Consider the following 15,380-nt stretch of genomic DNA (forward strand, 5'->3'; position numbering starts at 1 on the left):
CGGAACGAGCGGCTGAGCGGATCACGGACCGCGGATCGGTATCGCGTAGCGCTCGGTGGCGCCCCGGTCGGGCGCGACCGGCTCAGGCGTTCGTGTCGACGACGGCCAATCCGTCCTCTAGCCATGCGGTGAGCAACTCGTGATCGCCGCTGGCCGCGATCAGGTCCTCGTCGGCGACGGACAGTGCGGCGGCGCAGTGGACGGCGTCGTACCCGCGCAGACCGTGGCGCAGCGCCGCCGCCGCGGAGGCATGCAATCGCGGCTCGTCCGCCGGCACGACGGTGACGTCAGTCCAGAGAACGGCCAGCAGTTGCGTCGCGGCTTCCAGCGCCGAGTGGGAGAGGCGACCCGATCGCTCGGTCCGCGCCAGGGCAGCGCACGCCTCGACGTGCCCGAGCGCCGAGCAGAGCACCAGGTCCGCGTCATCCCACAGGCGACGGCAGCGGGGCGAGGACGCTTCGGTGACCAGGAGGGACACGAGCGCCGACGTGTCCAGGTACAGGATCACCGACGGTCGGCGAGCACGGTCTCCGAGAGCGACACGTCAGCGACGACCGGATCCGGCGCGGGGCGCTTGCGGTGGGCCGGCAGCTGGACGACGCCCTCGGCGATCAGCTGCTCCAAGGCGGACGGGGTCCCGACGGGGACGATGCGCGCCACCGGCGTGCCGTGGTCTGTCACCGTGATGGTGGCGCCTTCGCGAACCTGTGCGATGTGCTTGCTCAGGGCGTCACGCAGCTCGCGGATGCCGATGCTCGTCACAGCGCCTCCATGTGGCTACAAGTATCCCGAAACTGTAGCCACAGTCCAACAGTCGGGAGGTGTCGTACGCCCGGACGTCCGAGCCCACGACCTGCTCGCTGTACTCGGCGACCTGGAGCTCGTCTGCCGCCGGCGGCGAGGCCGTGGCGGGGGGACTGGCCGAGCAGACCGTGCTGGAGGTGACCGAGAGCGTGCTGGAGGCCGACTCCACCACCGCCGTCGCCACCCTGCACGCACTGCGGGCCATGGGCGTCCAGGTGGCCCTCGACGACTTCGGCACCGGGTACTCGTCGCTGAGCCGGCTCGACACCCTCCCGGTCGACATCCTCAAGGTCGACTCCTCCTTCATCGCCCAGATCACCACCTCGGCCCGTCGGGCGCAGATGCTGCGCAGCATCGTGGGGATGGCCGGCGCCCTGGGGCTGAAGGTGATCGCCGAGGGCGTGGAGACGGCGGAGCAGGATGCACTGCTGCGGGATGTCGGCTGCTCCTTCGCCCAGGGCTGGTTGCACGGCCGACCGGTGCCGCTCGACGTGCTCATCGCCTCCCTCGGCCACCGACCGGACGGCGAGACCGCCCACCCGCGCACCACCGACCGCCTGGCCACCGGAAGTCTCGCTCCATCGATGTCCTGACTCCGTCGTGCCTGATGCGGCGCCGGACGTCGAGCACCTCGTCCGCCTCGTGGTCGGCGTCCAGCAGGAGGAAATCCGCGTCGCGCGGCGCGAGGTGGTGCCCGAGGACGAGGCCGGCCTGGCCGGCGCCGATCACGATCACGTCGAAGGTCATGCCGACGACGCCGGGAACGGACCGCCGACCTCAGGCCGGGAAAACCGCCGGGTCCGCTACAGCTCGAGCGCCAGGGCGGTGAGCTCGGCGCGTGAGGTGACGCCGAGCTTGCTGAACACGTTGCGCAGGTGGAAGTCGACCGTCCGCGGGGAGACGAACAGCCGCGCGGCGACGTCCCGGTTCGACAGCCCCTGCCGGACCAGCCCGGCCACCTGGCGTTCCTGCGCGGTCAGGTCGGCCGCGGTGCTCACGTCGCGGCGGCGGGCGGTCTCCCCGGAGGCGCGCAGCTCCTGCGCCGCTCGCTCGGCCCAGGAGCCGGCGCCGAGCTGCTCGAACAGCGCCAGCGCGGCGCGCAGGTGGGCGCGGGCGTCGACCCGCCGGCGGGCGCGCCGCAGGTGCTCCCCGTACGCCAGCTCGGTCCGAGCCCGGTCGGGCAGCCGCTGGGAGTGCGCGTGCGCGGCGAGCGCCCGCTCGAAGTGCACCTCGGCGTCGTCGGCGAGCAGGGCGCGGCCGTGCTCGACGACCGCGGTCGCCGCCGGCGTGCCGGTCCCCGCGGCGTAGTCCGCCAGCTCGTCCACCCAGGTGCGCGCCAGGTCCGGACGTCCCGCGCGGACGGCGGTCTCGATCCGGTCGACCGCCGCCGCCCGGCGCAGCCCCGCCTCGCTGATCTGCTCCAGGTGGTGCAGCGCGGTCGTCGGCTGCGCAGCGGCGCCCAGCGCGCGGGCCCAGTGCAGCAGGCCGACGACGAGGACGTCGCTGACCCCGAGCGGGTGCGCCGCCCGGATCGCGGTCACCTCGGCGAGGTGGGCATCGGGGTCCTCCCCGCGCAGCGCGGCCACCGCGGCGAGCAGGGCGTGCGGCAGCGCACTCAGCCCGGGGTGGCCGGTGGCGGCGGTCAGCGGCAGCGCCTCCTCCGCCGCCGCCGCGGCCTGCGACCAGGCCCCGACGACGAGCTGGACCTGCGCTCCGCGGGTCAGCGCGTGCTCCACCATGTTCAGCGCACCGGCGGCTCGGGCCGCGGTGAGCTGGTGCTCGTGCAGCCGCAGCGCCCGCTCGTCGTCGCCCAGGAACACCGCGGCGATGGCGAGGTTGGGCTGCAGCACGTGGTCGTCGAGCGGGTCGGTGTCGGTGAGGGCGAAGCCGGCGCGGAAGCACTCCGCCATCGCCGCCCAGTCGTGGCGGGCGGCGGCGAGGAACCCGAGCCGCAGGGCGGCGGCGGCGCGCACCCGTGCCGACGCGTCCGCTGCCGGCGGAGCGACCAGCGCCGCCGGGTCGACGTCGCGGGCGGAGTGGGCGCCGAAGGCGGCCAGCGAGGCGGCGAGCATCGCCAGCAGCTGCGCCATGGCCTCGTCCACCCCGGCGGCGACCTGCACGGCCTGCAGGACGACGTCGTAGCCCTCGTCGAGGGACCTGGTGTTCCACGCGATCTGGGCCTGCAGCGTCAGCAGCTGCGCCCGCACCAGCGGATCGGTCACCGCGGCCGCGGCGGCGGTGGCCAGCGCGACCGCCTGCGACGGGTGCGCGCCCAGCCAGGCCGAGGACGCGGCCCGGTGCAGCCGCCGGCCGCGGGCGTCCCCGCCGGTGGTCAGCTCAGCGGCGCGGGACCAGGCGGCAGCCGCTGCTTCGTGCCCACCGCGGGCGGCGGCCCGCTCGGCCACGGCGTCGAGCGCCGCGACGACGTCGTCGTCGGGCCGGTCGGCGGCCGCGGCCAGGTGCCAGGCACGCCGGTCGGGGTCGCCGGCGAGCACCTCGGCCAGCGCGTGGTGCGCGGCGCGACGCTGCGCGCTGGTCGCCGCCCGGTACACCGCCGAGCGCACCAGCGGGTGGTACAGCGACACCACGTCGCCGTCGACTCCGAGCAACCCGGACCGCTCGGCGTCGTCCAGGGCGTCGGCACCGGCGCCGAGCCGTTCGGCGGCGTCGCGGACGACGGTCAGCCGCGCGGTGTCGTCGGCCGCAGCGACGAGCAGGAACCGCTGCCCGAGCTCGTCCAGGCGGCGGTGCCGGTCTAGGAACCCGCGCTCCACCCCGCCGGTCAGCGGGAGAGGAGCAGGCAGCGGCGCCCGGCCGGCGAGCTGCTCGCCGGTGAGCACCCGGGCCAGCTCGACCAGCGCCAGCGGGTTGCCGCCGGTGCCGGTCACCAGCTGGTCGCGCACCCCGGGGTCGATCCCGCCGCCGTCGTGGCCGGCCAGCAGCGCGTCGGCGTCCGCTCCGGTCACCCCGCCCAGGGCGACGGCGGGCAGGTCGGGTGCGTCGAAGCTCCGTGCGTCGCCGTCGCGGGCGGCGAACAGCAGCGCCACCCGCTCGTCCTGCAGCCGCCGCGCCACGAACAGCAGCGCCGCCGACGAGGCGTCGTCGAGCCAGTGCGCGTCGTCGACGACGAGCAGCAGCGGCGCCTCGTCCGCGGCGTCGGCGAGCAGGCTCAACGTGCCCAGGAAGGCCAGGAACCGCTCGCCCTCGCCGGTGGCCTCGCCGAGCGCAGCGCCCAGCGCCGCTCGCTGCGGCCCCGGCAACCCGTCGAGCCGGGCGCGCAGCGGCCACAGCAACCGCTGCAGCGCGGCGAAGGCCAGCGGCGACTCCGACTCCACCCCCGACGTGCGCAGCACCCGCATGCCGGAGGCGGCCGCGACGGCGTCGGCGAGCAACGTCGACTTGCCGGCCCCGGCCACCCCGCGGACGACGAGCGCCCCGCCGGTGCCCGAACGTGCGGCGTCCAGCAGGGCGGTGATCGTCGCGCGCTCCCGGTCCCGCAGCACGGCGGGGACGCTACCGGCCGCGGCGGCCGTGGCGGCCGGACCGGAACCTGGCGAAATCCCCGGCGAGAGCGGGCGGGACGGCGGCGAGCGTGGCACTCGACCGCACCACCCCAGCCTCCGGAGGAGGAGCCATGTCGGCCCACACCGCCGCCGCCCACCCGCATCCGCACGTGCACGACCGGGCCCCGGACGAACCCCGCCGGCCCTGGACCACCTTCGGCCTGATGATCGCCGCCCAGGTGATGGTGGTCCTGGACGTCTCCGTCGTGAACGTCGCGCTGCCCTCCATCGGCCGCGGCCTGCACCTGTCGGCCGCGGACTACCAGTGGACGATCTCCGCCTACGTGCTGCTCTCCGGCGGGCTGCTGCTGCTCGGCGGGCGCATCGCCGACCTGCTCAACCGCCGCGGGGCCTTCCTCACCGGCGTCGGCCTGTTCACCGCCGCCTCGCTGGCCAGCGCGCTGGCCCAGGCCCCATGGGAGCTGATCGCGTCCCGGGCCGCGCAGGGCGCCGGCGCCGCGCTGCTCACCCCCGCGGCGCTGTCGATCATCATGACGGCCTACGCCGGGCGGCAGCGGCAGACCGCGCTCGCCGCCTGGGGGACCGTCGGCAGCCTGGGCATCGCCGCCGGCGTGCTCTTCGGTGGCGTGCTGACCAGCGCCCTCGGCTGGCGCGCGGTCTTCTTCATCAACGTGCCCATCGGCATCGCCGTCGTCCTCGGCACCCTCCGCACCGTCGACCGCGGTGCCGCGCAGCCCGGCGCGCTGCGCCGGCTCGACGTCCCGGGTGCGCTGACCCTGGTGACCGGGCTGCTGGCGCTCGTGCTGGGCATCGAGGCCATCCGCTCCGCCGGCTGGACCGCACCCCGCACCTGGGTCCCGCTGGCCGCCGCTGCCGTGCTGCTGACGGCGTTCGCCCGGCTGGAGCGCCGCGCCGCCGACCCGCTGGTCCCGCCGGCGACCTGGCGGATCCGGTCGCTGGTCTCGGCCTCGGCGGTGATGGCAGGCATCACCGGCGTCGTCGTCGGCGCAGTGTTCCTGACCTCGCTGTACCTGCAGACCGTCACCGGCGCCTCGCCGGTGGTCGCGGGCCTGGAGTTCCTGCCGCTGGCCGGCGCCCTCACGCTCGGCGCCACCGCAGCGTCGCAGGCGATCGGTCACCTCGGCGCCCGTCCGCTCATCCTCGGCGGCCTCGTCGTCCTGGCCGGTGGGGTGCTGCTGCTGGCCGCCTCCGCCGGCGGCACCTCCTACGCCGCCGACGTGCTGCCCGGCTTCCTGCTCGTCGGCGCCGGCGTGGGGCCGGTGTTCGTGGCCATCGCGATGGCCGCCATGGGCGACGTCCCCGCCGAGAGCTCGGGGCTCGCGTCCGGCCTGATGATGACCCGCCACGAGATCGGCGCGGCCCTGGGCGTCGCCGGGCTCACCGCCGTCGCCGGGACCCTGACCACCTCGGCCGGGTTGATCGACGGCTACGGCCGCGCCTTCACCGTCACCACGGGCGTGGTCGCCGCGCTGTTCCTGCTGACCCTCGTCGCGGTGCCCGGCGGGAAGCCCGCTCCCGGGACGGCGGCCGGCCACGGGCACGGCGCGCACGGCCACGGCCACGGCCACTGAGCAATCCCCGGCGGTTCTCCCGGTGAGAGGCACTCAGCCCCGCGCCGACGCTCGTCCCCGACACCACCACGACCCACGAGGAGTTCCGATGCTCGCCAGCACGCCCCGCACCTTCATCGGCTCGACCACCTTCACCGTCACCGGCATGACCTGCGAGCACTGCCGGCGCGCGGTCACCGAGGGGATCGCCGCCGTGGCCGGCGTCGAGGCGGTCGCCGTCGACCTGGCCACCGGCGCGGTCACCGTCACCGCCGCCCACCCCATCGACCGCGCCGACATCGCCGCCGCCGTCGACGAGGCCGGCTACGCCCTCGTCCCCTGATCGGACCCTCTCCTCGGCCCGGCCGCCGGCGGGCCCCCACTGCCCCGGCGATCCTCCCCGCAGACAGGAGCACGACCGTGCACACACCCGGCAACCTCGCAGGCCGCACGGGCCGGTGGAGCGCCCGCCACCGCAAGACAGCCGTGCTCGGCTGGCTGACGTTCGTCGTCCTGGCGATCGCGCTCGGCAGCCTGCTGCCACGCGGCGAGCTGACCACCGCCGAGCAGGACGTCGGACCGGTCCGGCAGGCGCAGGAGATCCTCGACGCCCACGGCTGGCAGCGGCCGGCGGAGGAGATGGTCCTGGTCCAGCGCGATGGCAGCACCTCCGCCGACGCCGTGACGGCCGCGCTCACCGACCTGGCCGGCACGCTGCGCCGCACGCCGGACGTCGGTCAGGTGACCAGCCCGCTGGACGGCGCACCGCTGACCTCGGCCGACGGCCGCTCGGCGCTGGTCACCTTCGACCTCGCCGGGGACCCCGCCGACGCCGAGGCGGCGATCGGCCCCATCACCGATGCCGTCGCCGCCGTGGCCGCACGCCACCCGGACGTCCGGGTCGACGAGTTCGGCGACACCAGCGCGAACGTCGCCCTCGACCGCGCGCTGTCCGAGGACTTCCAGCGGGCCGAGTACCTGGCGATCCCGATCACCCTCGCCGTCCTGCTGCTGACCTTCGGCGCGCTCGTCGCCGCGCTGCTGCCGCTGGGGTTCGCGCTGACCGCGTTCGTCGGCGCGCTCGGGCTGCTCACCTACGTCAGCCAGAACTGGCACGTCGACGGCACCGCGCAGACGGTCATGCTGCTCATCGGCCTGGCCGTCGGGGTGGACTACTCGCTGTTCTACCTCAAGCGGGAGCGCGAGGAGCGGGCCCGTGGCGCCGGCGCCGCCGATGCCCTCGACATCGCAGCGGCCACCTCCGGCCGCTCGGTGCTGATCTCCGGGCTGACCGTCATGGTGGCCATGGCCGGGGTGTTCCTCACCGGCATGCCGGTCTTCACCGGCATCGGCGTGGCCACCATCCTGGTCGTCGCCTGCTCGGTGCTCGGCTCGCTGACCGTGCTGCCGGCGCTGATGAGCTGGCTCGGCGACCGTGTCGAGAAGGGCCGCATCCCGCTGCTGCACCGCCGCACCACGGCCGGCCCCGGCCGGTTCTGGGCGGCGGTCCTCGGCGCGGTGCTGCGCAGGCCGCTGGTCGCGGCGCTCGCCGCGGGCGGGGCGCTGGTGGCGCTGGCCGTCCCCGCCGCCGGGCTCCAGCTGCGCGACGAGGGCATCACCGACCTGCCCCAGGACCTGCCGGTCATCCAGACGTACCACCGCATCGCCGAGGCGTTCCCCGGCGGCTCGTCCCCGGCCCGCGTGGTGATCGAGGCCGACGACGTAGGCACCCCGGGGATCCAGGCGGCGATCGGCGAGCTGCGCACCCGCGCGCTCGGGTCCGGCCGGATGAACGAGCCGGTCGAGGTGCAGACCAGCCCGGACGGCGAGGTGGCGATCGTCTCGGTGCCCTTGGCCGGCGACGGGGAGGACCGCGCGTCGGTCGACGCGCTGCACGCCCTCGAAGGCATCGTCGACGACACCGTCGGCTCGGCTGACGGCGCCACCGCCGTGGTCACCGGCAGCACCGCCGGCTCGGTCGCCTTCCGCGACCAGCTCGCCGGGCGGACCCCGTGGGTGTTCGGGTTCGTGCTGGTGCTCGCCTTCGCGCTGCTGCTGGTGTCGTTCCGCTCGATCGTGGTGGCGGCGACGGCGATCGTGCTCAACCTGCTGTCGGTGGCGGCCGCCTACGGCACGCTGGTGCTGGTCTTCCAGCACGGGGTCGGCGCCTCACTGATCGGGGTGCAGTCGACCGGCGCGATCGTGAACTGGGTGCCGTTGTTCCTGTTCGTCATCCTGTTCGGGCTGTCGATGGACTACCACGTCTTCATCCTCAGCCGGATCCGCGAGGGCCATGACCGCGGCCTGCCCACCCGCCGGGCCGTCACCGAGGGCATCACCGCCTCGGCCGGGGTCGTCTCCAGCGCCGCGATCATCATGGTGTTCGTCTTCGCCACCTTCGTGACGTTGTCGACGACCAACATGAAGCAGGTCGGGCTGGGGCTCGCGGTGGCGGTGCTGCTCGACGCCACCGTCGTCCGCGCGCTGCTGCTGCCCGCGGTGATGCAGCTGCTGGGTGACCGCAACTGGTACCTGCCGCGCTGGCTGACCTGGCTGCCGGCCGTCCGCCACGAGCCCCCGGCGGCCACCGACCAGATCCCGGCACCGCGACCGGCTGCGGACGAGGAGCTCACGTCCGTCGGCTGACACCTCCTCCCTGCCCACCCGGCGGTGGCCGCTGCGCTCCCAGCGGCCACCGCCGCTGCACGTCCCGGCCCCGGAGACGGGCCCGCGCACATCCCGGCGGTTTCCCCGGTGAGACGCCCCGCGGCTGACGCCGACGCTTCCTCCCGACCGCAGCACCCCACCCCGTCGAGGAGTTCCCATGCCGACCGGCACCGTTCCCGCCCCCCGCACCGAGTCGTCTGCGCGGGCCCCGCACCGCCCGAGCGCCGTTCAGTTCACCCGGCACTTCGCCGAGATGCTGGTGGCGATGGCCGTCGGCATGGTGGCCCTGCACCCCGTGTGGAACCTCGCCCTCGACGCCGCCGGCGCGGGCTGGCTGATGGAGAACCCCTACTCCGGCGCGCTGATCATGGCGACGGACATGACGGTGGCCATGTCGGCGTGGATGAAGGTCCGCGGCCACCGCCGGCGGCCCATCGCGGAGATGGCCGCGGCGATGTACCTGCCCTTCCTGGCGCTGTTCGTGCCGCTGGCCCTCGGGCTCATCGGCGAGGGCGCGCTGATGCTCTGGGGCCACGTCCTGATGCTCCCGGCGATGGCCGCGGCGATGCTGCTGCGCCCGTCCGAGTACGCCTCCTGCTGAGCCGTCCGGCGGCGGGAGCCAGCTCCCGCCGCCGTGCCGACCTCGCCGTTCCTGATGATCATTTCCAGCACCCCGTCCGACCAGGGAGAGCACGATGACCACCACCGCCCAGACCGCGCCGCCGGCCACCTGCACGCTGGACATCGGCGGCATGACCTGCGCCTCTTGCGTCGGCCGGGTGGAGAAGGCGCTGCGCCGGGTCGACGGCGTGACCGACGCTGAGGTCAACCTCGCCACCGAGGTCGCCACCGTCCGGTTCGACCCCGCCCAGGTCGGACCAGCCGAGCTGACCGCCGCGGTGACCCGGGCCGGCTACACCGCCACCCCACGCTCCGAGGAGCAGCCCGCCGTCCCGCAGACCGGCGACGACGGTCACGACGACGGCGGGGAGCTCGCGGCACTGAGGCGGCGGTGGCAGATCACCCTCGCCACCGGGCTCGGGCTCATGGTGCTGATGTACGTGCCGCTGTACCTCGACGCGATGGACTGGCTGATGCCGGCGATCCTCGTCGTCGCCACCGTCGTCCAGTTCTGGGCCGGCCGCGACGTCTACCGCGCCGCCTGGGCCGCCGCCCGGCACCGGTCGACGAACATGAACACCCTCGTCGCGCTCGGCACGGGCGTCGCCTACGGGTACAGCGCCTTCGTCACCCTGTGGCCGGCCGCCGCCGAGCGGTGGGGCCTTCCGCTGCACGTCTACTTCGAGACGTCGCTGGTCGTCCTGGCGCTGGTGCTGGCCGGCCGGTGGCTGGAGGCCAAGGCGAAGAAGCAGACCGCCGCGGCGATCACCGCCCTGGTCGGCCTCGCGCCGAAGACCGCCCGGGTGCTCCGCGATGGCACTGAGGTCGACGTCCCGGTGGACCAGGTGCTGCTCGGCGACCTCGTGCGGGTGCGGCCCGGCGAGAAGGTGCCGGTCGACGGGGTGGTCACCGACGGCGCGACGGCGCTCGACGAGAGCATGCTGACCGGCGAGAGCCTGCCGGTGGACAAGACCGTCGGCGATCCCGTCATCGGCGCGACCCTCAACCGCACCGGCACCGTCGTCCTGCGCGCCACCGCGGTCGGTGCGGACACCGCGCTGGCCCAGATCGTCCGGCTGGTCGAGGACGCGCAGGGCGCGAAGGTCCCGATGCAGCGGCTGGCCGACCGGGTGTCGGCCGTGTTCGTGCCCGTCGTCCTGGGGCTGGCCGCGGTCACGTTCACGGCCTGGGCGCTGCTCGGCCCGGAGACCGGCCGGCTGACGATGGCGATCGGCACCACCATCGCGGTGCTGATCATCGCCTGCCCGTGCGCGCTCGGGCTGGCCACGCCGACCGCCGTCATGGTGGGCACCGGCCGGGCCGCCGAGCTGGGGATCCTCATCGGCAACGGCGACGCGCTGGAGACCGCGCGCCGGGTGACCGCCGTCGTCCTGGACAAGACCGGCACCCTCACCCGCGGCACGCCCGCCCTCACCGGCATCACCACCCTCGGCGGCTGGGCCGAGGACGACGTGCTGGCCCTGGTCGCCGCCGCGGAGACCGGCAGCGAGCACCCGGTCGGCGAGGCGATCGTCGCCGCCGCCACCGCCCGCTCGCTCGACCTGCCGGCGCTGCGCTCCTTCGAGGCCGTGCCCGGCTCCGGCATCGACGCCGTCGTCGGCGACCAGCGGGTGCTCGTGGGCAACCTCGCGCTGATGACCGCCCGCGGCGTGGACGTCGCCCCGCTCACCGGCGCCGCCGGGCGCGAGGCCGCAGCCGGCCGCACGCCGATGTTCGTCGCGGTCGGCGGGGTGGCGGTGGCGGTGCTGACCGTCGCCGACACGGTCAAGCCCGGATCGGCCGAGGCCGTCGCGCAGCTGCAGGCGCTGGGCGTGCAGGTGTGGATGCTCACCGGCGACAACGCGGCCACCGCGGCCGCGATCGCCGACCAGGTCGGCATCGACTCCGTGCTGGCCGAGGTGCTGCCCGCGGACAAGGCGGCGCAGGTGCGCCGGCTGCAGGATCGGGGCCACGTCGTGGCGATGGCCGGCGACGGCATCAACGACGCCGCCGCCCTGTCGGCCGCCGACGTCGGCATCGCCATCGGCACCGGTGCCGACGTGGCGATCGCCGCCTCCGACATCACGCTGGTCGGCGGCGACCTGCGCGGCATCGTCTCGGCGATCGCCCTGTCCCGGCGGACCGTGACGACGATGAAGTCCGGGCTCGCCTGGGCCGGGATCTACAACGTGCTGCTCATCCCGGTCGCCGCCGGCGCGCTGTACTGGTGGCACGGCCTGCTGCTGGACCCGGTGCTGGCCTCGGCGGCGATGGCGATGAGCTCGGTCAGCGTGGTGACGAACGCGCTGCGGCTGCGCCGCTTCCGGCGCCCGGCCACCGTCGCGGAGGTGCTGCGCCCGCCGCTGCGCGACCGCCTCGGCCAGTACGCCTACCTGACCGGGATCGCCGTCGTCGCCCTGGCGCTGGGCGCGGGCCTGACCGCGGTGTCGCGGATGGACGCCGCCGAGCGCGGCATGAACGGCCAGCTGGCCTGGGTGCAGGGCACCGGCATGCCGATGCGCCCGGCCATGAGCGTGATGATGACCGCCGAGGTGCCGCCCGTCGACGCCGCCGACGCCGGGGTCGAGGTGGGGCTGCAGCTGCCGGCCGACGCGCGGCCCGGCCGGCCGGCCCGGCTGGTGGTCAGCGTCGTGCACGGTGCGACGGGGGAGCCCGTCGCGGACCTCACCCGCAGCCACGAGGCCTGGATGCACCTGATCGCCACGCGGGAGGACCTCGGCACGTTCGCGCATGTCCACCCGCAGCCGACCGGCCGGCCCGGCCAGCTGGCCGTCGACGTCACGTTCCCGACCGCGGGCCGCTACGTCGTCAACACCGAGTTCCGCCGGCAGGGGCAGCTGGCCGACGTGCACTCCCGGCAGGTGCTCACCGTCGCGGGCGCCGCTCCGCAGCCGGCTCTGCTCGCCGAGGCGCCGCGCACCGCGGTCGTCGGCGGCGTGCGCGTCCGGCTGGACGGTGACGCGGAGGTCGGCGGCAGCGAGCTGCACTACACGTTCACCGACGCCGTGACCGGCCGCCCGGTCGACGACCTGCGGCCCTACCTCGCCGCCGCCGGTCACGTGGTGGTCATGCGCGCGGACGGGGAGACCTTCGCCCACGAGCACGCCGAGGTGGCGGACGACGCGGGCCGGCCGGTGTTCGCGCTGCCCGGCACCACGTTCGGCCCGGAGCTCGACGTGCACGTCGAGTTCCCCACCGTCGGCGTCTACCAGGTGTGGGGTCAGTTCCGGCTCGCCGACGGCGACGTCATCACCGTCCCGTTCACCGTCCAGGCCCGGTGAACCCTGGACCCGAGACGTACGGATGGCGTCCCGACGTTCCCGCGGGACGTCGGACCGCCGGTCCTGTCGCCCGATGGGGTGACCGAGGCTACTGACAGTGAGCCCCCAGGACGCCGGCGTTCCATGATCGAGGAGGAGCTGCCCGATCCGGGGCGTCCGGGCGATCAGGAGGCGACCAGGCAGTGGTGACGTCCGCTGCGCCCTCGCGTGATCGAGCCGTCGACACGCCACGCCGTGCGCTCACGGTGCTCCGTCGTCTCGGCCGGGCGCTGGCCGCCGTCGTCGTCACCCTCGCCGTCCTGCTGGGGATCGCCTGGGTCGTCACCCCGTCCGTCGACGACGCGCAGCAACTCGTCTCCGCCGAGCTCGCCGCCAACGGCGGCACCCCGCTGCAGGACGACGTCCCCGACAACCTCGCCCAGGCCCTCATCGCCACCGAGGACAGCAGGTTCGAGCACCACATCGGCGTCGACGCGATCGGCGCCGTCCGGGCCGGCTGGGGTGCGCTCACCGGCCACGACGAGGGCGGCTCGACCCTGGACCAACAGCTCGCCAAGAACCTCTACGCCGGCGGGCAGCAGGGCTTCACCGACCGCGTGCAGTCCGTCGTCCTCGCGCTCAAGCTCGACGCCACCTGGAGCAAGGACCAGTTGCTCTGCATGTACCTCGACGACGGCTACTACGGCCACGGCTTCTACGGCCTGACGGCCGCCACCGAGGGCTACTTCGGTGTGGAGCCCGCCGACCTCAGCTGGCCGCAGGCGACCCTGCTCGCCGGCCTCTTCCAGGCGCCGTCCGCCTACGACCCTCATCTGCACCCCGACCTCGCGGCCAACCGCCAGGCGCACGTGCTCGCCCGGCTCGTCGCCGTCGGCACCCTCTCGCGCACCGAGGCCGGCCAGATCGCCGCCGAGAGCTGGGACCTGCTCCCCGCCGCCTGACCCCTCCGGGCGACAAGGGGTCGTCCGACCCCCTGCGCTCCGCTACCAAGAGGAGCGGAACGCCAACGGGCAGTTGGGAGGGGAGACGTGCGAGAGCAGGACGACCGGGGACGCACGCCGTCCTCACCCACCGGACGGATCCCGCAGTGGGTCCACGACGAGATGGCGCAGGCCCTCGCGCCGCCGGACCCGTGGCGCAGCTGGAGCCCGCGCGAGCCGCGACGGCGCAAGCGGCGCAACTGGTCCACCATCGGCGGCGCCGCCCTCGTCGTCTGCATCGTCGGGCTAGGTCTCGTCGGCGCCCACTTCGGGGTGCTCCCGGGAGGCGCCTCGGTGGCCGGGGCGTCCCCCGCGCCGGCCATGCCCTCGCCCGGCGGCAACTCGTCCGACGACCCGCTCGGCACGCCGATGACACCGCCGGCGGGCGGTGGGTCCTACGCCTTCGTCCAGCACCAGGACGACGGCGTCACGCCCGTCGCCTACGACCCGTGCCGGCCGGTGCACTACGTCGTCCGCCCGGACAACGCCCCGCCCGGTGGGGAAACGGTGATCCAGAGCGCCGTCGCCCGGATGTCGCAGGTGACCGGTCTGCAGTTCGTCGACGACGGCGCCACCGACGAGGACCCGACCGGGCAGCGGGAGGCTTTCCAGCCGGACCGGTACGGCGACCGCTGGGCACCCGTGCTCATCAGCTGGGAGACGGTCACCGAGCAGCCCGACTTCGCTGCCGACGTCGCCGGCCTCGGCGGCAGCCAGGCGGTGTCCGCGGGCGACGGGCCACACGTCTATGTGACGGGAACCGTGGAACTCGACGCGGCCGATCTCACCGACTTCATGACGTGGCCCAACGGCGCCGCGATCGCCCGGGCGATCGTCCTGCACGAACTCGGGCACGTCGTCGGGCTGGACCACGTGGTCGACCCGCAGCAGCTCATGTACGCGTCGACGTCCGACGTCCTCGACTTCGCCGGCGGCGACCTCACCGGTCTGGCGCAGCTCGGCGCCGGCAGCTGCGAACCGCAGCTGTGACAGGGCGCCCCCAGGGGCGGACGGGTTGGTCCTGGGTCCGGATCGCCAACGCCACGCTGATCGCAGTGCTGGTGTCGGCCTGCGTGATCAGCCTCTTCCTGCACCGGGTCATCGACGGCGAGGCGATGCCGGCCGACAGCTGGTCCCTCGGCGGGAGCGGCAGCGCGGCCGAGACGTGGTGGGACGCACCGTCGCCGAGCGGTGAGGAGGCCGCCCAGCCGCTGGGTGTCCCGATGAGCGTCCCTTCCGACGACGGCTTCGCGTTCCTGCAGGTCCAGGACGACGGCGTCACGCCGGTCGCCTACGACCCGTGCCGCCCGATCCACTACGTCGTCCGCCCGGAGAACGAGCCGACCGGTGGCCGCAGCCTCATCGCCGACGCGGTCGACGAGGTCAGCGCGATCACCGGCCTGCAGTTCGTCGACGACGGCGAGACCTCCGAGGACCCGAGCTCCGCCCGGCCGCTGTTCCAGCCCGACCGGTACGGCGACCGCTGGGCTCCGGTGCTGATCAGCTGGGCGACCGCTGCCGAGGTCCCCGACTTCGCGGGCGCCCCGGTGGGGCTGGGAGTCAGCCGGGCGGCGTCCGCGGAGGGCGAGGGGCTGGCCGTGTACCTCAGCGGGTCCATCGAGCTCGACGCCGACCACTTCACCGAGCTGCTCTCCGTGCCCGGTGGCCGGGCGCAGGCCCGGGCGACCGTGCTGCACGAGCTCGGTCACGTCGTCGGGCTCGATCACGTCGACGACCGGACGCAGCTCATGGACGCGCAGGGGTCGGCCGACGTGCTGGACTTCGCTGCGGGTGATCTCGCCGGGCTGGCCCAGCTGGGTGCAGGGGAGTGTGCACCGGGCCTCTGACGACGGGCGGCACAGGGACCTGTGACACCGTGAGGGACAGCCGGCGAGCCGCACGACGCCCCGG

The 15,380-nt window shown here is 74.8% G+C and carries 12 protein-coding genes; 9 read left to right on the plus strand and 3 right to left on the minus strand.

Going from position 1 to position 15,380, the window contains the following annotated elements; genetic code table 11:
• Positions 1–82: 82 nt before the first annotated feature.
• Positions 83–508, minus strand: a complete 426-nt coding sequence (locus FHL80_RS03420; protein ID WP_138732055.1) for a type II toxin-antitoxin system VapC family toxin — start codon at positions 506–508, stop codon at positions 83–85.
• Positions 505–762, minus strand: a complete 258-nt coding sequence (locus FHL80_RS03425; RefSeq protein ID WP_138732056.1) for a type II toxin-antitoxin system Phd/YefM family antitoxin — start codon at positions 760–762, stop codon at positions 505–507. Before FHL80_RS03425 ends, FHL80_RS03420 begins: the two co-directional genes overlap by 4 nt.
• A gap of 59 nt (positions 763–821) precedes the next feature.
• On the opposite strand from FHL80_RS03425, the gene FHL80_RS03430 reads away from it, so the two are divergent.
• On the plus strand, positions 822–1,397 hold the full coding sequence (locus FHL80_RS03430) for an EAL domain-containing protein (RefSeq protein ID WP_138732057.1): 576 nt from the start codon (positions 822–824) through the stop codon (positions 1,395–1,397).
• Positions 1,398–1,607: 210 nt separating this feature from the next.
• Here FHL80_RS03430 and FHL80_RS03440 read toward each other — a convergent pair whose 3' ends face one another.
• Positions 1,608–4,307, minus strand: a complete 2,700-nt coding sequence (locus tag FHL80_RS03440; protein ID WP_138732059.1) for a helix-turn-helix transcriptional regulator — start codon at positions 4,305–4,307, stop codon at positions 1,608–1,610.
• A 131-nt stretch (positions 4,308–4,438) separates the two neighbouring features.
• On the opposite strand from FHL80_RS03440, the gene FHL80_RS03445 reads away from it, so the two are divergent.
• The 8 genes from FHL80_RS03445 to FHL80_RS03480 all read left to right on the plus strand — a co-directional run bounded on the left by FHL80_RS03445 (position 4,439) and on the right by FHL80_RS03480 (position 15,316).
• Positions 4,439–5,920, plus strand: coding sequence for an MFS transporter (locus FHL80_RS03445; RefSeq protein WP_138732060.1), 1,482 nt, complete (start codon positions 4,439–4,441; stop codon positions 5,918–5,920).
• A gap of 88 nt (positions 5,921–6,008) precedes the next feature.
• Positions 6,009–6,242, plus strand: a complete 234-nt coding sequence (locus tag FHL80_RS03450) for a heavy-metal-associated domain-containing protein (RefSeq protein WP_138732061.1) — start codon at positions 6,009–6,011, stop codon at positions 6,240–6,242.
• A gap of 77 nt (positions 6,243–6,319) precedes the next feature.
• Entirely contained in the window at positions 6,320–8,545 is a 2,226-nt protein-coding gene (locus tag FHL80_RS03455) for an MMPL family transporter (RefSeq protein ID WP_138732062.1), read from the plus strand.
• 178 nt (positions 8,546–8,723) lie between these two features.
• On the plus strand, positions 8,724–9,167 hold the full coding sequence (locus FHL80_RS03460; protein ID WP_138732063.1) for a hypothetical protein: 444 nt from the start codon (positions 8,724–8,726) through the stop codon (positions 9,165–9,167).
• Positions 9,168–9,261: 94 nt separating this feature from the next.
• Positions 9,262–12,489, plus strand: a complete 3,228-nt coding sequence (locus FHL80_RS03465; protein ID WP_138732064.1) for a heavy metal translocating P-type ATPase — start codon at positions 9,262–9,264, stop codon at positions 12,487–12,489.
• 245 nt (positions 12,490–12,734) lie between these two features.
• Positions 12,735–13,430: a biosynthetic peptidoglycan transglycosylase gene (locus tag FHL80_RS03470; protein ID WP_216870383.1), complete on the plus strand. Its 696-nt coding sequence runs from the start codon at positions 12,735–12,737 to the stop codon at positions 13,428–13,430.
• Between the two features lie 87 nt (positions 13,431–13,517).
• Positions 13,518–14,459, plus strand: coding sequence for a matrixin family metalloprotease (locus FHL80_RS03475; RefSeq protein ID WP_246078430.1), 942 nt, complete (start codon positions 13,518–13,520; stop codon positions 14,457–14,459).
• 65 nt (positions 14,460–14,524) lie between these two features.
• Positions 14,525–15,316, plus strand: coding sequence for a matrixin family metalloprotease (locus tag FHL80_RS03480; RefSeq protein WP_138732066.1), 792 nt, complete (start codon positions 14,525–14,527; stop codon positions 15,314–15,316).
• Positions 15,317–15,380: the final 64 nt, after the last annotated feature.

The organism is Modestobacter excelsi (genome assembly GCF_005930495.1).
Classification (GTDB): domain Bacteria; phylum Actinomycetota; class Actinomycetes; order Mycobacteriales; family Geodermatophilaceae; genus Modestobacter; species Modestobacter excelsi.

What these genes read in the sequence shown, in the direction of transcription:
- FHL80_RS03450 (WP_138732061.1), top strand. Translation starts at nt 6,009, where the DNA reads ATGCTCGCCAGCACGCCCCGCACCTTCATCGGCTCGACCACCTTCACC.
- FHL80_RS03460 (WP_138732063.1), top strand. Translation starts at nt 8,724, where the DNA reads ATGCCGACCGGCACCGTTCCCGCCCCCCGCACCGAGTCGTCTGCGCGG.
- FHL80_RS03465 (WP_138732064.1), top strand. Translation starts at nt 9,262, where the DNA reads ATGACCACCACCGCCCAGACCGCGCCGCCGGCCACCTGCACGCTGGAC.
- FHL80_RS03445 (WP_138732060.1), top strand. Translation starts at nt 4,439, where the DNA reads ATGTCGGCCCACACCGCCGCCGCCCACCCGCATCCGCACGTGCACGAC.